This is a genomic window from Streptomyces longhuiensis (genome assembly GCF_020616555.1).
Lineage (GTDB): Bacteria > Actinomycetota > Actinomycetes > Streptomycetales > Streptomycetaceae > Streptomyces > Streptomyces longhuiensis.
The window spans coordinates 7316477-7336638 of sequence record NZ_CP085173.1; the positions used below are offsets into that span (position 1 = coordinate 7316477).

The 20162-nt window shown below is 72.5% G+C and carries 14 protein-coding genes; 7 read left to right on the plus strand and 7 right to left on the minus strand.

Annotated elements, in window-relative coordinates:
* Positions 1–45: 45 nt before the first annotated feature.
* The 4 genes from LGI35_RS33510 to LGI35_RS33525 all read right to left on the minus strand — a co-directional run bounded on the left by LGI35_RS33510 (position 46) and on the right by LGI35_RS33525 (position 6375).
* Complete coding sequence (locus tag LGI35_RS33510; RefSeq protein ID WP_227298025.1) at positions 46–966, minus strand: SAM-dependent methyltransferase; 921 nt, start codon at positions 964–966, stop codon at positions 46–48.
* A 90-nt stretch (positions 967–1056) separates the two neighbouring features.
* The gene (locus LGI35_RS33515) at positions 1057–2139 is read right to left on the minus strand and encodes a hypothetical protein (protein ID WP_227298026.1); all 1083 of its coding nucleotides are present in this window, start codon (positions 2137–2139) and stop codon (positions 1057–1059) included.
* 99 nt (positions 2140–2238) lie between these two features.
* Entirely contained in the window at positions 2239–5133 is a 2895-nt protein-coding gene (locus LGI35_RS33520; protein ID WP_227298027.1) for a glycoside hydrolase family 2 TIM barrel-domain containing protein, read from the minus strand.
* Positions 5134–5148: 15 nt separating this feature from the next.
* Positions 5149–6375, minus strand: a complete 1227-nt coding sequence (locus tag LGI35_RS33525) for an ROK family transcriptional regulator (RefSeq protein ID WP_227298028.1) — start codon at positions 6373–6375, stop codon at positions 5149–5151.
* A gap of 138 nt (positions 6376–6513) precedes the next feature.
* On the opposite strand from LGI35_RS33525, the gene LGI35_RS33530 reads away from it, so the two are divergent.
* Positions 6514–7206, plus strand: coding sequence for a pyridoxamine 5'-phosphate oxidase family protein (locus LGI35_RS33530; RefSeq protein WP_227298029.1), 693 nt, complete (start codon positions 6514–6516; stop codon positions 7204–7206).
* Between the two features lie 61 nt (positions 7207–7267).
* Positions 7268–8587, plus strand: a complete 1320-nt coding sequence (locus LGI35_RS33535; RefSeq protein ID WP_227298030.1) for a radical SAM protein — start codon at positions 7268–7270, stop codon at positions 8585–8587.
* Here LGI35_RS33535 and LGI35_RS33540 read toward each other — a convergent pair.
* The gene (locus LGI35_RS33540; RefSeq protein WP_227298031.1) at positions 8584–11997 is read right to left on the minus strand and encodes an ATP-binding protein; all 3414 of its coding nucleotides are present in this window, start codon (positions 11995–11997) and stop codon (positions 8584–8586) included. The two genes, LGI35_RS33535 and LGI35_RS33540, sit on opposite strands and share 4 nt — an antisense overlap.
* 749 nt (positions 11998–12746) lie before the next feature.
* On the opposite strand from LGI35_RS33540, the gene LGI35_RS33545 reads away from it, so the two are divergent.
* The 3 genes from LGI35_RS33545 (at position 12747) to LGI35_RS33555 (ending at position 14489) form a co-directional block, all read left to right on the plus strand.
* Positions 12747–13424: a hemerythrin domain-containing protein gene (locus tag LGI35_RS33545; RefSeq protein ID WP_227298032.1), complete on the plus strand. Its 678-nt coding sequence runs from the start codon at positions 12747–12749 to the stop codon at positions 13422–13424.
* Between the two features lie 63 nt (positions 13425–13487).
* On the plus strand, positions 13488–13910 hold the full coding sequence (locus tag LGI35_RS33550; RefSeq protein ID WP_227298033.1) for a DUF4267 domain-containing protein: 423 nt from the start codon (positions 13488–13490) through the stop codon (positions 13908–13910).
* A gap of 66 nt (positions 13911–13976) precedes the next feature.
* Entirely contained in the window at positions 13977–14489 is a 513-nt protein-coding gene (locus tag LGI35_RS33555; protein ID WP_227298034.1) for a cupin domain-containing protein, read from the plus strand.
* A 67-nt stretch (positions 14490–14556) separates the two neighbouring features.
* On the opposite strand, the gene LGI35_RS33560 is transcribed toward LGI35_RS33555, so the two are convergent.
* Positions 14557–15024: a peroxiredoxin gene (locus tag LGI35_RS33560; RefSeq protein WP_227298035.1), complete on the minus strand. Its 468-nt coding sequence runs from the start codon at positions 15022–15024 to the stop codon at positions 14557–14559.
* Positions 15021–15362: a DoxX family protein gene (locus LGI35_RS33565; RefSeq protein WP_227300634.1), complete on the minus strand. Its 342-nt coding sequence runs from the start codon at positions 15360–15362 to the stop codon at positions 15021–15023. The genes LGI35_RS33560 and LGI35_RS33565 overlap by 4 nt, the downstream gene beginning before the upstream one ends.
* A gap of 276 nt (positions 15363–15638) precedes the next feature.
* On the opposite strand from LGI35_RS33565, the gene LGI35_RS33570 reads away from it, so the two are divergent.
* A complete protein-coding gene (locus tag LGI35_RS33570; protein WP_227298036.1) occupies positions 15639–19112 on the plus strand; it encodes a DEAD/DEAH box helicase family protein in 3474 nt (1157 codons plus the stop codon).
* A complete protein-coding gene (locus LGI35_RS33575) occupies positions 19109–20086 on the plus strand; it encodes a hypothetical protein (protein ID WP_227298037.1) in 978 nt (325 codons plus the stop codon). The genes LGI35_RS33570 and LGI35_RS33575 overlap by 4 nt, the downstream gene beginning before the upstream one ends.
* Positions 20087–20162 lie beyond the last annotated feature (76 nt).

The window sequence follows — 20162 nt, forward strand, 5'->3', positions numbered from 1 at the left end:
ACGCTAACCCCGAACGACGCCGACCCTGTCGGATCCCGTACGGGATCAGCGCTTGAAGGCCACCGCCGCGTACACGTTGATGTCGTCGTCGGTGACGTCGTTGATGTCGCGGTACATCGTCCGCTCGATCGGGTCGAGGCTCGCCACGTACGCCTCGTCGCGGCCGGCGGCGGCGTGGTCGGTGTCATGGTCGGCGACGTGGTCGGGCCGCCAGTGATGGGCGGGCACGATGCCCGGCTCGACGATCTCCAGGCCGTTCTCCGTGAAGAACCGGCGCACCTCGTCCGCCGAGCGGAGCACGAACGTGAAGCCGCGCTCGTGGTACGTCTCGGCCACCTTGGCGATCTTCTCGGCGTTCAGGTCGGAGGTGAGGTGGCTCAGGAACAGGGCACTGCCCACCGGCAGCGCGTCCACGAGCGCGCGCACGATGTCGTACGCCTCCGCGTCCTCGATGAAGTGCAGGATCGCCACGAGACCGAGCGCGATCGGCGCGTCCAGGTCGATGGTGCTCGCGGCGTCCTGGAGGATCTTCGCCGGGTCGCGCAGGTCCGCGTCGATGTAGGCCGTCGCGCCCTGAGGGCCGCTCGCCAGGAGGGCGCGGGCGTGCGCGAGGACGACGGGGTCGTTGTCGACGTAGACGATCCGCGCCTCGGGGGCGATGCGCTGGGCGACCTGGTGCACGTTCTCCTGCGTCGGCAGGCCCGTGCCGATGTCGAGGAACTGGCGCAGGCCCGCCTCGCGCGTCAGGTAGTTCACCGAGCGCCGCATGAAGTCGCGGTTGTGCCGCACGTCGAGGTAGCCGCGCGGGTTCGCCGCGAGGGCGGCGGCCGCCGCTTCCCGGTCGGCCGCGTAGTTGTCCTTGCCGCCGAGGAAGACGTCGTACACCCGCGCCGGGTGCGCCCTGGAGCTGTCGATCCGCTGGTGCAGCTGCTCGGCGGAGTCGTGCTGGGGAGCGTCGTCGCCCATGAGGCCATCCCTCGTAGCTGGTGGTTGTAGGGACAACAACCTAGCCCCTGCGAGCATGGGCTCGTGATCGACTCCGGCCTGCCCGTACCGTCAACTCCCGGGCACAGGACAGGTCTTGGTCGTCGTACGGGCCGTGACCGAGCGGGCGCGCAGGTCGACCCGGAACGCGTAGCAGCCCTCGTACCAGGGCATGCTGCGCAACCCGTTCACGCGGGCGGTCAGGGTCATCCGGGACCCGTCCGCCGAGCGGTCCGTGTGCGTCAGGTTCGCCAGGACCTGCCCCGACGTGACCGCGTCCTCCTGCCGGAGCGCGAACACCCGCCGTGTCTCGGCGTCGGTGAGCCTGCCGTCCCCCGCCACCGCGCCTGCGAGCGCCCGCCGGATCCTTCCGGCCACCTCGTCGAGCTGGTCCCGTCGGGCCGCCTCCGACTGCGCGTCCCGCTCTCGCTGAATCCGGTGACAGCCGTCGGGCTTCAGCGACTTGAAGGTGGCGGTGCGCGGGGCCCGCACGCGGAACTCGTAGCAGTCCCAGCCCCGCGGCCCGCTCCCGCCGTCCAGCCAGACGAGCGCCACGGTGACCTGCGCCGCCCCGCTGCCCTCGTACGCGCGGTCTTGGAGCCGCACCCCGGGGGTCGACGTCAGGATCGTCCAGCGCGCGGAGTCGCCGGCGGTCCCCTTCGACGCCGTCGCGCGGAGCTCGGCGGTCAGGTCGCGGGCGACGTCGGCGGGTTCGCGGACGGGGCGCGAGGGCAGCCGTTCGCACCGCTCGTCCGGGACTTCGTGCTCGCGGACCGGGGGCGGTGCGGCGGCCGGGGTGACGGTGAACTCGTAGCAGCCGTGGGCGGTCACGGTCCCCATCCATACGCCCGTGCTGCCGGTGAGGAGCGCGGTGACGGTGACGTGCCCGCCCTCGCGCTTCTCGGCCCAGCCGTCGTCCGGGCTCTTGCGGAACACGCGGTCCAGCTCCGTCTCGAACAGTGTGCCTCCGGCGGCCGCCGCCGACAGCTGGGTCCGCGTCGAGGCGGCGGCCCGCGTGACGTCGTCCTCGGCCCTGGCCCGGGTACGCCCCGGGGCGGTTTCGAGCCGCCACCAGCCGTACGCGACCAGGGCCAGGGCCAGGACGAGCAACGTCACACAGCCGTTGAGCAGGCATCCACCGCGCTGTCTCTCCACACCGTCAGGCTGAGGCGCCGCCGGCTCCTGCGGACCCCTCGTGTCCCAGACGTGATCGAACCGAGCGCGGAGCCGGACCTTCCGGTGTTCGCCCCCGGCTCAGCCCGCCGCCGAGAACGTGAAGGCGAACGTGGCCGGGGCCACCTCGTGCACGTACTGCGGGAGCGGGCCCGGGCCGCAGGACTGGGAGCCGATGCCGTGCTGGGCGTGGTCCAGGTTCACCCACACCATGTCACCGGGCACCAGGTCCGTGCGGTGCCCGGCAGCGTCGAGGTGTTCGCTCGTCCAGCGGCGGGCCGTGAACCAGAACTCCGGCTCGCCGTCGATCCGCAGGCCGCCGATCTCCGCCCGTCGGACATCCGCGCGCGCACCGTTCTCCTGCGGGCGCACGTACGGGGTCTGGAGCTCGTCGACGGACGCCTCCCACAGGCCGAGCCGCGACGCGGCACGCGTGTCCGGGTAGGCCTCGCCGGGGCCGCCGCCGAACCAGCGCGCCTGCGTCGCGGACGACGGCAGGCCGAGGCGGACTCCCAGGCGGGGGAGCGGCACCGTCCAGTCGCCCTCGGGGGTCACCGAGACCGTCAGGGTCAGACGGCCCGCCTCGTCGGCCGTCCAGCGGTACTCCGTGCCGAGCGCGAACTGCCCGGCCGCGGGGGCCACCCGGGTTTGTACCGTCAACGCGCCTGATTCCAGGGTGACTTGGTCGAGTCGGTGCCGCATGCGGTGCAGCCCGGCCGCGCGCCACAGGAGGCTGAACCGCCGGTCCGCCTGCCAGTCGGCGCCGTTGTCGTTGTCCGTCGGCGCCCGCCACACGTCCAGGCGCACCCCGGTGACCGGCACCCGTCCGACGCTCCGCAGTTCGCCCGTACGCGCGTCGAAGACGGCCGGGCCGAGCGTGATGACCTCCGCGTCCCGCACCGGCGACACCCCGCCCGCGGGAACCACCGACTGCCGGCCCGAGACGGGGAGTTGGCCCCATGCGACCACATGGCCCCGGTCCGCCCACGCGGTGTCGTCGGCGAGCGCGGCCCGTACCGTCCACTGCGTCTCCGCGCCCCGCGCCGCGTCCGGCGGGGCGGGCAGCTTGACGTCCGCGCTCTCGCCGGGCGCGAGCGCGGGCACGGGAAGCGGGCCCGACTCCACCGGCGCGCCGTTCACCTCGTAGGACCATGTGAAGGTGAGCGCGGCGAGGTCCGCGAAGTCGTGGCGGTTCGTGACGCGGACCGTGCCGGCCGTGCCGTCGCCCTCGATCAGGACCGGCTCGATCACCTTCTTGTACTCCACGAGTCCGGGCGAGGGGGTGCGGTCGGGGAAGAGGAGCCCGTCGCACACGAAGTTGCCGTCGTGCAGCTCCTCGCCGAAGTCACCGCCGTACGCGTACCCGTACCGCCCGTGTGCGAGGCCGTGGTCGATCCACTCCCAGACGAACCCGCCCTGGAGCCGGTCGTGCGTCTCGAACAGGCGCTGGTACTCGGAGAGTCCGCCGGGTCCGTTGCCCATCGCGTGCGCGTACTCGCACAGGATGAAGGGGAGTGCGCGGCGCGCCTCGGGGCCCTCGTCCTCGTACCGGCCGATGCGTTCGACCTCGGCGTGGTCCGCGTACATCCGTGAGTAGACGTCGGTGTCGGCGCACGACGGATCGCCCTCGTAGTGCAGCGGGCGGGACGGGTCGCGGTCGCGGATCAGGCCGGCCATCGCGCTCAGGCCCGCGCCCGTGCCGCACTCGTTGCCGAGCGACCAGATGATCACCGACGCGTGGTTCTTGTCGCGCTCCACCATGCGGGCCGCCCGGTCGAGGAGCGCCGGGGTCCAGCGCTCGTCGTCCACCGGATTGCGCCGCCACCGCTCGTGGGTGAAGCCGTGCGTCTCCAGGTCGCACTCGTCGATCACCCACAGGCCGAACTCGTCGCACAGGTCGAGGAAGGCGGGGTGGGGCGGGTAGTGGGAGGTCCGCACGGCGTTGATGTTGTGCCGCTTCATGAGGAGGACGTCGTGGCGCATCGTCTCCTCGTCCACGGCGCGGCCGCGCTCCGGGTGGAACTCGTGCCGGTTGACGCCGCGGAAGAGGATCCGCCTCCCGTTGACCTTGAGGACGCCGTCCTCCACGGCGACGGTACGGAATCCGGCGCGGAAGGGGATGATCTCCCCGCCCGGCGTGGCCAGTTCACCGGCGTACAGGCGCGGCGTCTCGGCCGTCCACGGCTCCACCGGCAGCGTCACCGGCTCACCCGCCCCGACCTCCACGCCGAGTTCGGGCACGGTCACACGCCCTCCCGCGCTCGCCTCGACCCGCAGCGTGCCCTTCCCGGTGCGGTGGTCGTACGCGGTGTGGACGAAGAAGTCGGCGTCCGCGCCGTCGGGCCGGTGCAGCAGCGTGACCCCACGGAAGATGCCGGGCAGCCACCACTGGTCCTGGTCCTCCAGGTACGAGCCGGACGACCATTGATGGACGCGTACGGCCAGGACGTTGCCCTCCGCGCGCAGCAGCCCCTCGACCGCGAACTCGTGCGGCAGTCGCGAGCCCTTGAACTCGCCGAGCTCCTCGCCGTTCAGCCAGACCCGCGCACATGACTCGACCCCCTCGAAGCGCAGCACGGCCGCCCCCGACGCGGGCCAGTCGTCCGGCAGGTCGAAGACGCGCAGATGGTCACCGGTCGGGTTCTCGGTCGGGACACGCGGCGGGTCGACGGGGAACGGGTAGACGGTGTTCGTGTACGCCGGTGACCCGTGGGCCCCCTCGCCCTGGAGCACCCAGTGCCCCGGCACCGTCACATCCGTCCAGGCGGACGCGTCGTGGCCGGGTAGCGCGAAGGACTCGTCGTGCGCGTCGACCGTCGCCGAGAGGCGGAAGCGCCACGGGCCGTCCAGGGAAAGGAACTTGGCGTCGGAGGCGGCGTACCAGGAGCGCGGCGCGACACCGCCGGTCCCGGGGGACACCTGCTCGTAGTAGGGGAGTGCGGAGTCCTCAGGGAGGGACACCTCGGGGAGGGACATCGTTCTCCTTGGCGGTCAGGTCGTGTGCGGGGTGAGGGTGGTGCCGGTCAGGCCCGGCGACGACAGCACGCCTTCCAGGGCGAAGGTCGCCGCGCCCAGGCTCACGGAGTCGGTCGGTATCGGGGACAGGACGATCTCGGTGGCCGCGAACGGGCTGCCCAGCGCGTTCCGCGCGACGGCCTCGCGCACTTCGGTCAGCAGGGGCGTACCGAGCGCGGCCGCCACCCAGCTGCCGAGCACGATCACTTCGGGGTTGAGCAGGTTCACCAGGTCCGCGACGGCGGCGCCGAGATGGCGGGCGGTCTCCCGGACGACCCGCAGCGCCAGCGGGTCGCCGTCGGCGGCCGCGCGGCCGAGCGCGCCGATCGTGGTGGTCTGGTCCTCGTCGGTCAACAGCGCACTGTCCGGGGCGAGTTCACGCAGGGTCCGCATGATGGCGGGCGCGCCCACGTACGTCTCCACGCACCCGGCGCCGCCGCAGCGGCATGGCCGCCCGTCGAGCACGAGCGTGGTGTGACCCCACTCGCCGGCGCTGTTCGTGACGCCGCGGTGCAGGGTGCCGCCGAGCGCGAGGCCCGCGCCGACGCCCGTACCGAGGTTGATCACTACGGCGTCGTCGCGGCCGCGCGCGGCACCGAACCACAGCTCCGCGACCGTCGCCGCCCGCAGCGGGTTGTCGAGGTGGACCGGGTAGGGGAGCCGCTTGCCGAGCAGCGCGGCCAGCGGCACGTCGTGCCAGCCCCAGTTCGACGCGCGGACCGCGACGCCGCGCTCGCGGTCGACCTGCCCCGGCATCGTGACGCCCACCCCGAGCACCCGCGGCGGGCGGCGCGCGTCCGCGGCGGCGACCACGGCCCCCACCGCCGCCGCGATCCGGCCGACGACGTCCTCCGGGGCGGACTCGCCGGGCCGCAGTTCCTGTTCGGCGCGCGCCACGACACCCAGCGCGAGATCGAAGAGCTCCACGTGTACGTACGTCTCCGCCACGTCGACGCCGACGAGCGCGCCGCCCGCCGCGTCCACCGCCACCAGCGAGCGCGGACGCCCGCCCGCGGACTCCTCGAAGCCGACCTCGACGAGCAGGCCGAGCGCGGTGAGCTCCCCCACGAGCGTGGCGACCGTCGCCTGGCTGAGCCCGGTCGCCTCCGCCAACTCGCCCCGGGAAGCGGGGGACTTGGCGATGAGGTGGCGCAGCACCGCGTACCGGTTCGCCGTCCTGATGTCGCGGGATGTGCGCTTCACCGTGTCCCCTCCCTGCGGCCCTCGCGGCCCGCTTCGACGCTACGGCCGCCCGCTCTCTTTCGACAAGGGGTTTGAAAAGGGGTTGTCAAAAGTCCCCGCCCGCGAGGAGGTGATCACCACGGAGTAGCGTCCGACCGCATGACCCAGACCGAGAACGCGACAACGCTGTCGCGCACGCTCCCGCAGACCGACCGCACCCGCCACAGCAGGCTCCGCGAGCAGGGCAGCCTCGAACGCTCCGACCTCGAGGCGATCCTCGACGCGGGGTTCGTCTGCCACCTCGGCGTCCTCGTCGACGGCCGCCCTGTCGTCGTCCCCACCGTCTACGGCCGCGACGACACCCGGCTCTACCTGCACGGATCGGTGGCCAGCCGCAGCCTGGCCGCCGAACCCGACGCGCCGATATGCGTGACCGTCACCCACGTCGACGGCCTGGTCCTCGCCCGCTCCGTCTTCGAGCACGGCGTGAACTACCGCAGCGCGATGATCCACGGCGTACCGCGCACGGTCACCGACCCCGACGAGAAACTCGCGGGCCTGCGCCGCCTCACCGAGCACGCCACCCCCGGCCAGTGGACCTACGCCCGCCGGCCCAGCCGCAAGGAACTGGCCGCCACCACCCTCCTGGTGCTGCCCCTCGACGAGGCCTCCGTCAAGATCCGTTCGGGCGCACCCGACGACGGCGACGGGCCCGACGCCGCCCTCGGCCTGTGGGCCGGCACCCTGCCCCTGACCTCCCGCTGGGGCGCCCCCACCGCCGACCCGCTGCTGCCGCCCGGCATCACCGCGCCGGCCCACATCGTGGCGCGCGCGGGGACCCGGCAGGGCTGACCGGCAAGCGGGGGCATACCGTGAGTTCTCGAGCACTGATTCTGGGAGCGAGGAGTACGGGATGCAGAGCCGCACGGCGCTGGTCGAGGACCTGATGGAGCGCTTCCCGCACGTACCGCGGGAAGCGGTGTTCAAGGAGGACCTGCTGCGCGGCGGCGTGGCGTTCGACAAGTCCGCGCTCAGCGACAACGAGTCCGGTGACGTCAAGCCGAAGTCGTACTTCATCTTCTCCTTCGACCACGGCACACTCCCCGAGCTCGGCGAGGCCGCGCTGCGTCGCCCGCCGGAGGAGATCATCCTCACCGGCGGCCCGTACGACCTGCGGCGCACGGTCGTCTCGGTCCGCGTGAACCCGTCGTCGCCCTACCGGGTCGCGGCCGACGAGGACGGGATGCTCGGCCTCTACCTGGACGGGAAGCGGATCTCGGACGTCGGCGTCCCGCCGATGCCGGAGTACTACCGGCACAAGCTCTCCAACGGGAAGTCGGTCATGGAGGTGGCCCCCACGATCCAGTGGGGCTACCTGATCTATCTGACCGTCTTCCGCGTCTGCCAGTACTTCGGCGCCAAGGAGGAGTGCCAGTACTGCGACATCAACCACAACTGGCGCCAGCACAAGGCGGCCGGCCGCCCGTACACCGGCGTCAAGGACGTCGACGAGGTTCTCGAAGCCCTCGAGATCATCGACAAGTACGACACCACGAAGGCGTCCACCGCCTACACGCTCACCGGCGGCGCGATCACCTCCAAGCTCCAGGGCCGCGACGAGGCCGACTTCTACGGCCTGTACGCCAAGGCCATCGAGGAGCACTTCCCCGGCCGCTGGATCGGCAAGGTCGTCGCCCAGGCGCTGCCCAAGGACGACGTGCAGCGCTTCAAGGACTACGGCGTGCAGATCTACCACCCCAACTACGAGGTGTGGGACCGCCGCCTGTTCGAGCTGTACTGCCCCGGCAAGGAGCGCTACGTCGGCCGCGACGAGTGGCACAAGCGCATCCTCGACTCGGCGGACGTCTTCGGCGCGCGCAACGTGATCCCGAACTTCGTGGCCGGCGTCGAGATGGCCGAGCCCTCCGGCTTCACCACCGTCGACGAGGCCATCGCCTCCACCACCGAGGGCCTGCGCTTCTTCATGTCGCACGGCATCACGCCCCGCTTCACCACGTGGTGCCCCGAGCCGACCACCCCGCTCGGCAAGGCCAATCCGCAGGGCGCGCCGCTGGAGTACCACATCCGGCTCCTGGAGGCCTACCGCAACACGATGGAGGAGTACGGCCTCTCCTCGCCCCCCGGCTACGGCCCCGCGGGCGCCGGCCGCGCCGTGTTCTCCGTCAGCTCGTTCATGGACAGCCTCGCGCCGGAGACCACCCCGGCCGGCTAGCCGCGGCTGCGTCCCCACGGGCTGTGCCACTGGTCGGCGACGGCCGTCGCCCGCGCGAAATGGGCGGCGGCATCGCCCTTCCGGCCCAGGAGCAGGGCCAGTTCACCGAGTGTGTACGCGACCGGCCGGGTCGCCACCGTGAAGCCCGAGGAGGGCGGCGGGGCGTCCCGGTAGGGCAGCAGGGACGCGTACAACTCCTCGGCGCCCCGCGTCTCCCCGAGCGCCACCAAGGTCATCGCGCGGAACGTGCCGAAGACCTTGAAGAAGTAGTTCGCCGGCAGCGGTCCGGCCTGCGCCAGGACCGCGCGGGCCTCCGCTGCCTCTCCCGCCTCGGCGAGCGCGGCCGCCAGGATGTCCGCGGTCATCGGGCCGAACTCGGCGTACAGCTGCCGGGCCCACGGCAGGGACCGGCCCAGCCGCCCCTGGTTCGCCCGGAGCGTCGCGACGGCGAGCGCGTGGTAGCCCCGCGCGTGCGGTGAACCCTGCCGGGCCATCAGGGCGGCAGCCCGCTCGTACATGACCTCGGCCTCGTCGGTGCGGCCCTCGATGTGCGCGAGCGTCGCCTCGACGCACGCGCCCACGGCCGACGCCCCGGGCATCCGGTAGGCCCTGGCGAACTCCACGTACTCCTCGACGAGTTGTTGCACCCCGGCCGCGTCACCCTGGGCCGCCACGGCGGTGGAGCGGATGAACAGCCCGTACCAGCGGTGGACGGGCAGGTCGTGCGCGGTGCCGAGCACCTCAAGTTCGCGGCCGAGGCGAGCCCGTTCACGCCATTCCAGATCCGCGTCGAGCTCGCGGACCAGCGCCGCGCCGGCCATCGCCCGCAGCACCGGGTCGCCCAGGTCGTCCGCCAGTGCCACGGCCTCGCGCGCCGCGTCCCGCACCCGCGGCAGCCGGGCGTCGGAGAGCTCGGCCGTGTGGGCGACCAACAGGCGGCACCGCAACGCCGGTTCCAGACCGGGCCGCTCCAGCAGGCGTTCCAGATGCGCCACGACCGGCTCGTCGACCATGCCGTAGGGCCGCGTCTGCCACGGTGTCGGCTCGGACCAGGCCGTGAACGCGCGGATCAGCAGATCGTCACGCCCCGCGCCGACGGCGTGGTCGATCGCGGTACGGCGCGTCGTGCGGGCAGCCGCCACCGCACCTGCGCGCACCTGGGCCCGCACCAGGCGGCCGAGCAGCCCGGTCAGTTCCGCGTCCCTGTCTGTCCCGGCTTCCCCGGACGCCACCGGGATGCGCCCGAAGCTCTCCACGGCGTCGGCGAGCAGCGAGGCGGCGGCGTCGTGCGCGTAGCGCCCCTCGGCGAGGTCGGCCGCGCGCAGGCAGTAGGCCACGGCCTTCGCCGCGGTCGCCGAGGAGGCGGCCCGTACGAAGTGGTGGGCGAGGCCGGACACGTCGTCCGGGGCGAGCCCTTCCAGGGATGCCCCGATCCGCGCGTGCATCCGGGTGGAGCGGAGCAGGCTCAGATCGGCCAGCAGTGTGTCGCGCACCAGCGCGTGCGCGAAGCGGACGCGGCCTGGCGCGGGTTCGACGAGCAGCCCGGCGACCAGCCCGGCCTCCAGCGCCGCCAGCACCCCGTCCTCGGCGCTCTCCGCCGCCGCGACCAGGACCTCGACGCCTGCTTCCCGTCCGGCCACCGCGGCGAGGCGCAGTACGGCCACCGCCTCCTCGGGGAGCCGGCCGAGCCGGCGGCGCAGCACGTCCCGTACACCTTCGGGCACGTCGGACAGCGCCACGAGGGTGCCCTCGCTGACGAGGAGTCTGGCGCTTTCACGAACGTAGAAGGGGTTGCCGCCGGTGCGTTCGGTGAGCGCGGCCACCGTCTCGGGGTCCGGCTGCGGGCCGCCCAGCGCACGGACGACCTCGGCGACGGCCGGTTCGGCGAGGCCGCGCAGCGCCACCCGCGCGGGAGAGCGCCGGGCCAGGGCCGCGAGGGTGTCGGCGAGACGGCCCGCCACCTCGTCGGGCCGGTACGCGCAGACCACCAGGAGGGGTGTCCCCGACGGCACGTCCGCCGCCCCCGCCAGCAGCGCGAGTGTCTCGGCGTCCGCCCAGTGCAGGTCGTCCAGCACGATGCAGACGGGCCGTTCCAGAGCGGTCGCCCCGAGCCACTGCCACACCGCGCGGTGCAGTCGGAACCGCCCGGCCTCCGACTCGCCGCCCGACGCGGGCGGTTCGGCGCCGTGCTGCTGCTCGTCGGAGAGCAGCGGTGCGAGGGCGGCGGCCGTCTCGCGCCGGGGCGGTGCGCCCGCGGCGACGCCGCGCAGCGCCTCGACCCAGGCCCACGCCGGCGGCGCACCTTCCGCGTCGGTGGTGCGGCCGAAGGCGACGCGCCACCCGGCACGGCGCAGCCGGTCGCCGAGGCGGTCCAGCAGCGCCGACTTGCCGAGTCCCGCCTCGCCGGTGACCAGGGCGATCCGCGGTCCGAGGGGGAGCGCCCGCTCCGCCGCCGCCGTCAGCAGCGCCAGCTCTTCGTCCCGTCCCACGAACAGGTCCGGTTCGCCCGCGTCGCCGTGCCCGGACGCCGGTTCGTCGTCCACCCCGCGAAGCGCGGCCGGGTGGCCCGGGCGGGGAGCCGATGACGTACGGGCCGGCTTCGCAGGCGGTGCGGGTGCTGCTTCCGGCACCGGGGACGTGGCCTCGCGCAGGACCCTTTCGTCCTGGGTGAGGATCGCGCTCTCCAGCGCGACCAGGGCGGCGCCGGGGTCCAACCCCACTTCCTCGGCCAGCACGTGACGCGCTCGGCGCAGCGCGGCCAGCGCGTCGGCCTGCCGTCCGGCGGCCCACAGCGCCAGCGCGTGCAGACGCCAGGCCTCCTCGCGCAGGGGCTCGTCGCGGGTGAGCAGCGCAGCCTCGGAGACGACACCGGCGACGTCCTGCCCCCGCAGCCCGATGGCCAGGGTCATCTCCCGTGCAGCCAGGCGCAGTTCGCTCAGCCGCGTGATCTCCGCGTGGCTCCACGGTTCGTCGGCGGTCTCCGCGTAGGCCGGGCCCTGCCACAGCGCGAGTGCTTCCCTGAGCAGCTTCCTGGAGGTCCCGGGCTCGGCGGCGGCATGGCTGCGCGCCTCCTCCAGGAGTCGCTCGAAGCGCCATGCGTCGACCGCGTCCCCGGGCAGCCGCAGCGCGTACCCCGGCGGGGAACTCACCAGCAGGCGTGCCGCCGCGCGTGGGGCACGGCCCGGTTCGAGGAGGCGGCGGAGGTTGGACACGTACGCCTGGAGCGAGGCCACCGCCCGGGTCGGGGCGGCCCCTTGCCAGAGTTCCTCGATCATCCGGTCGACGGAGACGACCCCGCCACGCGCGGACACCAGCAGGGCCAGGACGGAACGCTGCCGGTGGCCGCCGAGCGGGATCGCCTCGCCGTCCCGTTCGGCCGCGAAGGACCCGAGCACGCGTATGTAGACCATGACGCCGTACAACGTAGACGGGTCCGAGCGGCTTCCGCCCGGTCAAAACCGAATGACGGCCGGACGAGACCGGACGACGGCCGGACGACACCGAACGACGGCCTGGCGCGAACCTGGCCGGGGCTGCGGCCTGTTGCACTCCTGAGGCGCTTGCGGAGGTCGTCGCCTGAGCCGCCTGCAGGCCACCAAGGCCGAGGTGCTTGTGGACCACCCCGCCCGAGACGCCTGCGGATCACCCGTCCGAGCCGTCTGCGGAGCACCCGGCATGAACCGCCTGCTGACCACTCGCCTGAACCGCCTGCGGATCACCCGACCCGAACCGCCTGTTGACCACTCGCCTGAACCGCCTGCGGATCACCCGCCCGAGCCGTCTGCGGAGCGCCCGGCATGAACCGCCTGTTGACCACTCGCCTGAACGGCCTGTGGACCACCCGTCCGAGCCGTCTGCGGAGCGCCCGGCATGAACCGCCTGTTGACCACTCGCCTGAACGGCCTGTGGACCACCCGCCCGAGCCGTCTGCGGAGCACTCGACCCGAACCGCCTGTTGACCACCCGCCTGAACGGCCTGCGGACCACCCGCCCGAGCCGTCTGCGGAGCACCCGACCCGAACCGCCTGCTGACCACACGCCTGAACGGCCTGCGGACCACCCGCCCGAGCTGCTTACGGACCACCCGCCCGAGGCGCTCGCGCGACCCCTCCAAGTGCCTTCCAAGCGCCCTCCACGTCCAGTTGGCGACGCTCTTGCCATGGAGACGACGAACGCACACACGGTCACCGAGGTCCCGAACACCCACGAGATGGTCGTCATTCACCGCGGTCTGCGCCGCGAGGCCCGCCTGCTGGTCGAACTGGTCGCAGCGGTTGCCCCCGGAGACACCGCACGGGCCCGGTTCCTCGCGGAGCACATCCGCACCTACCGTCTCGGCCTGCACAACCACCACACCGGCGAGGACGAGCATCTCTGGCCGCTCCTGCTGGCCCGCGTCGACCTCGAAGCCGATGTGGTGCTGCGCATGGAGGCGCAGCACGACCGGGTGGCCGAGACCCTCAGAGGCGTCGATGAGGCACTGCCCGCCTGGGAGCGCACGGCCGGCGAGGCGGAGCGGGACGCGCTCACGGCGGTGCTCTGTGAACACCGCACGGTCCTGGTGGAGCACCTCGACGAGGAGGAGCAGTCGCTGCTCCCGCTCGCCGCACGGCACTTGACCGGCGCCGAGTGGAACGCCATGGGCGAGCACTTCGCGGCGAGTGCGCCCAAGCCCAAGCTCCTGTTCTTCCTCGGCATGGCGCTGGAGGAGGCCGATCGGGCGGAGCGCAGGTCGATGCTCGCCGGCCTCCCCTTCCCGGCCCGTGTGCTCTGGCACGTCATCGGCCGGCCCGCGTACGCCCGCACGGTGCGCACCATCCGCCGCCCGCCGCGCTGACGACTCCCCGCGCCCGGCACCGCCTCACCCCGCCCGGCACCATCTCACCCCAGGAGATCCGCCATGACCGTCAAGCACTTCGCCAGTGCTCTGGCCGCCCTCGGTGCGGCGTTCATCATCTACGTAGGCCTGAGCTACCTCATCGCACCGCAGGACACCGCGCCGGACTTCGGCGTACCGACCTGGCCCCGGCACGACGGCACGGCCTTCCTCGCCGTCAAGGGGGTGCGCGACGTCGCGAGCGGCCTGGTCCTCCTCGTTCTCCTGCTGACCGGGCAGCGCCGGGCGCTGGGATGGGCGATGGCCGCGATCACCTTCGTGCCGATCGGCGACATGGTGATCGTCCTGAGCAACGGCGGATCGGCCGCCACCGCCTACGGGGTCCACGGCGCCACCGCCGTGTGCGTCGCGCTGACCGCCGTGCTGCTCCTTCGCGAGCGTACGGTGACCGCCGCGCGACCCGAGGCCGAACGTGTCACCGGCTGACCACCGGCCACATCCCCACCTCTGCCCCTGCCTCTGCCTCTGCCCCTGCCTCTTCAAGGAGATGCCGTGTCTCTGATCGTTCCTTCCTCCGGTGACGCCGACGCGTTCGACGAGTCCGTGATCGTGCGCTCGGCCGATGCCGAGACCATCGGCGGCGGCCCCACCACCCTCCGTCTGCTCGCCGACAGCAGTTCCACCGGCGGCGCGCTGTCCACCCAGCGCGTGACGCTGCTGGACGGCGCGGACGGAGCGGCACCCCACCACCACTCCCGGTCCGCCGAGCTGTTCTACCTGCTCGACGGCACGGCGCAACTGCTCTCGGGCGAGCAGGTGGTGACCGCGGAGCGCGGAGACCTGGTCGTCGTCCCGCCCGGCCTGGCCCACGCCTTCGCCGCCGCGCCGGGCGAGAACGCCGACATCCTCATCGTCATCACTCCCGGTGTCGAACGCTTCGAGTACTTCCGCCACCTGGAGCGCATCGCGTACGGGAAGGTGCCGCCGGAGTCGCTTCTGGACGTCCAGGAGCTCTACGACACGTACTTCACCCGCAGCGAGCGATGGAGCCGGGCCCGGAGCTGACCGGCGGGCCGTCCCGGTTGTCGCAGTGGTGCGGTGCCGACCGGACGCCCGCCCGGTCCGGCCGTGGTCAGGCCGCTCGCTCGCGCAGCACCGCGAGGGCCCGGTCGGCGTGGGCGCTCATCCGGAACTCGCTGCGGACCACTTCGAGGACGACGCGGTCCTGTCCGAGGACGAACGTGGCCCGCTTCGTCGGCGCGATCGAGAAGCCGCGGGCGACCCCGAACCGCTCGCGCACCTCGCCCTGCGCGTCCGAGAGCAGCGGGAAGCCGAGCGTGTGCTTCCCGGCGAACTCCGCCTGGCGCTCGACCGGATCGGCGCTGACGCCCACGGGCCGCGCGCCGACGGCCGCGAACTCGGCCGCGAGATCCCGGAAGTGACAGGCCTCGGCCGTGCATCCGGGCGTCATGGCCGCCGGGTAGAAGAACAGGACGACGGGGCCCTCGCTCAGCAGCTCCGACAGCCGCGTCGGGGTGCCGCTCTCGTCCGGCAGGGTGAAGTCCTCGACGGTGTCGCCCGCTTCGACGCGCTTGCTCATGATCCGGCCTCCTGGGCCTTGGCCACACCGCGCGCCCACAGGACGAGCGGCACCTGAAGGGGAAGCCGTACGAGGGCCGCGGTCCGCAGCGGCGCCGGCTTGTCGCGCCAGTCGACCGCCATCTGCACATTGGCGGGGAAGACGCCCACGAAGAACGCGGCCGTGGCCTGCGCGGCCCTGCGGCGCGTCCACGGCAGCGCGATACCGGCCGCGAGCGCGAGCTCGACGGCGCCGCTCGCGTACGTCCAGGCGCGCGCGGAGCCCGGCAGCGCGCGGGGCACCGTGGCGTCGAAGGGCTTCGGGGCGACGAAGTGCGTCACCCCGGCGCCGGCGAGCAGCCCGGCGAGCGCGAGTGACTTGCGCGTGGATGAGGCACGGGCCTGGGAACAGGTCGCCGGGCCGGATCGGGAGCCGGTATCGGCGTCGGGTCCGGCAGGTGATCGGGGCACGGGGCCTCCAGGGGAGAGCGGGAGCCTGACGCCCGCAACATTACTGGTCGGTAAGTATTCACGGGAAGCGCTGTCGGGAGCGATTCCGATTCCGCCGACTCGCGCCGCTCCGATCCGGCGATCTCTATGCTGGGCGGGTCGGGCACGCCGTTCGTGAGGAGAGCGATGAGCGCTCACTACGAGGACCTGGTCAACCGTCTTGAGCAGGGTCCCAACTTCCTCCTCCTGGGTCAGAAATACCTGAGCCTGGAGAGCGGTGAGGATCCGCTCGTCGGACCCGTCTCGCGCGCGGCGGACGACGTCACCGGACAACTCGACCTGTATCAGCTCCTGTTGAGCGTCAAGAAGGACCGCAAGGAAGCGGTCCTGTCCGCACTGGCCTCGGCGGCCTCCGGACTCACCGCGCCCGCCTGGCTCGGCATGGTGGCCGGCCTGCCGTGGAACGGCGTGTTCAGCACCGCGGTCGACTCGATGTTTCTGCGGGCCCTGCGCAACGAGTGGCGTCAGGTGCAGCCCGTGGCCTCGTCCGCGTTCCGCCCGTCCGCGCCCCGCAGCACGAGCCAGGTGCAGGCCGTACTCCTCTTCGGCGGCGCCGACCAGCCGCCCGAGAGCCGGCCGCCGACCGGCAAGCTCGAACTCGGCGCCCGCAAGTCGGAGGCGCGCGCCCTCGCCCAGCGCCTGCCCGACGAACTCATCACCCCACGCGGCGTGCTGGTCATCGAGGCGTGGGGCGTCGACGACTGGTTCAGCCCCGAGGACCTGTACGGGGTCCTGCACCGCCTCGGCCACGAGCAGGCGCACCTGTTCTCGGCGACGTCCGCGGAGCTGGAGGACGAGTACATCGCGGCGGCGGTCGAGGAGGGCACCCTCGTCACCCACGCCGAGGACTTCGCGAGCTACGTCGAGGACGCCAGGCGCCGCGGACGCCTCACCGACCTCCAGCGCTTCGACACGGGCGGCCACCAGATCCGGCACGGCCGCGAACTGCACGAGGTGCCCCGCGAGATCTGGAACACGGTCGCCTCCTTCGGGCAGCCGCTCGACGTGGACCTCCTCACCGCACCGCCCGCCCAGTCGCACGAGCTGCGCTATCTGAAGTTCCGGGAGTTCCTCGGCGCGACGGAGTCGTCCAACATCTGGTCGGCGGTCGCCGGTGGCCTGCCGTTCCGCCGGGACTACGAGACCGTGCTGCGCGACCGGGTCGACGCGGCGCTCGCCAGCCGCGGCTTCCTGGAACGACCGCTGCTGCTGCGCGGGCAGACGGGCAGCGGCAAGACGATCGCCCTTGCGTCGCTGGCGCACGCCATCGCACGGGAGGGGCAGCACGCGGTCGTACACATCCCGCGCCGGGCGAACCGTCCCTCCTTCGAGGCGATCGACTCGTTCTGCGAGTGGGCCGAGAAGGTGTCCATCCCGACCACGCTCCTCGTCTGGGACGGCATGGTCGACCCCGACGAGTACTTCCGGCTCGCCAAGTACCTCGACTCGAGGGGCCGCCGCGCGGTGCTGGTGGGCAGCTGCTACCGGACCGACGACACCGGCAAGGCGACCCGGCACGTCGTCCAGGCCCCCGCGTCGCTGAGCGGCGCCGAGATGACCCGCTTCTCGCAGCACCTCGAATCCCTCGGGATCACCATCGCCGACCGCGACAAGAACCTGATCCAGAAGGACAAGACCTTCCTGTCGGCCCTCTACCGGCTGCTCCCGGAGAGCCGGGGCACCGTCAGCGGCGGCCTCGTGCTCGAACTGCGGCACACCGAGTCGGCCCTGGCCTCCGCGATCAGCGCGTCGTCCGAGTACGTGCCGCCGACCGCGATGGCCGCGGCCCTGGAGAAGGCAGGTCTGGTCGACAACCTGGAGGCCGCACTCAGCGAGATGGACGACTCCTCGGGGTCGGAGGCCTTCCGCGGCCCGTACGAGCGGCTCGTCAACGTCGTCCTCGTGGCCTCCCGCCACGGCCAGTCCATCCCCCTCGAACTCGCCCTGCGTGTCGTCGGACGCGACGGCGTGCGCAACCTTCCCCAGCTCCTGGGGAAGGTCGACCTCATCCGCTGGCTCGAGGACCGGCACGGGAACTACCTGCTGTCCGCCCGCAACGAGCTGGAGGCGCAGATCCTCGTGACGGCCGAGCAGACCAGCGGAGAGTCCGAGATCAAGGCCATCGCCGAGGTCCTCTCCGCGATCCGCCCGGACAGCACGTACGTCGGCGGCCCCGAGGTCCAGTTCGCGGTCGACCTCCTCAACCGCATCGGCCCGCAGGGGGAGCAGGAGGCGCGCTACGCCCAGCACTTCCTGCGCATGGCGGACGCCATCGCGCAGGCCAACGGGGCCAGTGTGATCGCCAATCCGCGGCTTGCCCTGCTGGAGACGAACCTGTGCCGCGAGTGGGTCAAGTTCGCGCAGCGCAACCGGCAGCCCAACGTGGACCAGCGCGCGGAGGTACTGGAGCGCGCCGAGCTGGTCGTCGAGGCGGCCCTCACCACCCTGTCGCCCTCGTCGCGCACCGGTGTCCGCGCCAACCTGATGGTGGAACAGGCCAGCGTCGCCGGAGCGAAGATATACGAGCTGCTGCGCAGCGGACCGAACGGTTCCGTGCCCTCGCCGATGCCGGAGACCGAAGTCGTCGAACTCGTCCTGCGGGTGCTGCGCATCACGACCGACTCGATGAGCCAGGCGACCGACAAGTACTATCCGGTCGACGTCCTGTGCTGGGTCACCGCCGACGTCTTCGACAAGAAGGCCCTGCCTCAGCGCGAGGCCACCATGCTGCTCGCCGAATGCCTGTCACGGCTGCTGCTCATCGACGTCGGTGAGCTCAGCCCGAAGCAGGAGGCCAAGTACAACGCGCGCTTCGCCGACATCGCGACCATCGCGGGCGACGACCGGGTCGCCGACGAGCGGCTCCAGGAGCTCGCGCGGCACGACGCGCCCCTCGCCGCCTATCTGTACGCGCTCAGGGTGAGCGGCCTCATCCGCAACGAACCGGACCCCGAGGGCATCCTCGTCGCGCTGGAGCACCTGCGCACCCACGCCGAGGCCGTGAACGACAAGCGCTGCATCCGCCTCCTCGTCGACCTGTTCTGGCTGGCCAAGACCGGCCACCGGTTCATGGGAGGGGAACGTCTGACGCTGCCGCTCACCCAGCGGGACTGGTCCGAGTGCCTGGAACTCGCGGGCCGGCTCCAGGCCGCGGACGAACTGTCCCTGCTGCGCGTCGAGTTCATGCGTGCCCTCGCGCTCTTCCACCTTGGTCAGGTGTCGTCCGCCTTCGACTCGTTCCGCAGGGCGGACCAGCAGTCGTACGCCTATCGCCGACGCGTCGTCGTGATGTACCTGGCCAGTGAGCCAGGCGGGAATCCGCGCACGTACCACCCCGTCGTGCGCCGCGTCGACCCCGACCAGCGCAAGGGGCTGTGCTGGGTCGAGGAGCTCGGGCGCGAAGTGGCCTTCCAGCCCTACGACTTCGGCATCAGCGACCCGGCCCAGGGGCAGGCGCTGCCCGACGCCTACGTGGCGTTCAACCTGCGCGGCCTCCTCCTCGAGCCCGCTCGCAGGCCCGGTGACCGGCGAGGGCCCACCATCGTCACCGGCATCCCGGCACAGGCGAGGCGGACCCCCGCCGGACCGGTGCAAAAGTGAGCGGAGCCGGCCGGCAACTGACCGTCGCGCCCCCCGGGCTGCTCGTCACCCTCTCCGCACTGGACTCCCGCAAAGCCGAGTTGGAGCTCCTGTGTGACGCGCTGACGTCCTGCCGGGTCGGTAACCCGGTCACGGCGCCACGGCCCGACCTGTCCAGCCCGCAGCACGGCTTCGTCACCACGACCATCTGGCTCAGCTCGTGGCTGGACGAGGCGTGGGGGGCCAGCCTGAAGTACCTCCTGGCACAGGCCGGGCGGGTGGGCGTGGACGCCGAGGAGGCGGGGCGCTTCAAGCACGCGCTCGGCCGGCTGCGTACGTTCTTCGCGCACAACCTCGACCCGGGCTCGACGCGCGACCGTGCGACCCGGGACACCTGCTACACCTGGTTCAAGGAGGCCTGCGGATCGCGGGTCCCGGGGCCCACCCAGTGGGAACCGTGCCTGGCGAAGCTGCTCGAATCCGCGCTCGCCCACCTCGAAGTCGCCATCGACATAGCGCGGGCCGTCGAGCAACACCCCGACAGCGTGAGCCTGGCCAACCAGTGGCGGGACCGCCTCAGCCGCACGGACGTCGTCGTCGACTACCTGGAAGCCCTTCAGCGGGCGGCCGGCGACCTGGGGTGCGAGGGCCTCGACCTCGTCCAGATCCGCGACCGCTACCGCAAGCGCTGGTCGGACGCGCTGTCCCTGGTCCCCGCGGCGGCCGACCTGGAAGAGGAGACCAGCCGCCACATGGAGACGGCGCTCCTCGCGGAGATCGGCAGGCGCCTGCCGATCACGGCCGCGGACGTCATGGAGCGCCTGCGGCTCCAGCCGGGCGAACAGGTGGCGGTGGCGCTGCGCCTCGGCCAGGTCATGTACAGCCTCCACCCGAACCTCGACCGGTCGGCGCTGCTCGCCCTCCTGGCCGACTTCTGGGGCGCGAGGGGCGGGGGCACGACGGGGCGTAGGCGGCCGGAAGGGTCGCCGGAATAAATGCTTGGCGCGCGGGCCGTTCCGTCCCGTACGCTCGGCGACGCCCGCCACGCAGTGGTGTGCGCACACATGCGAG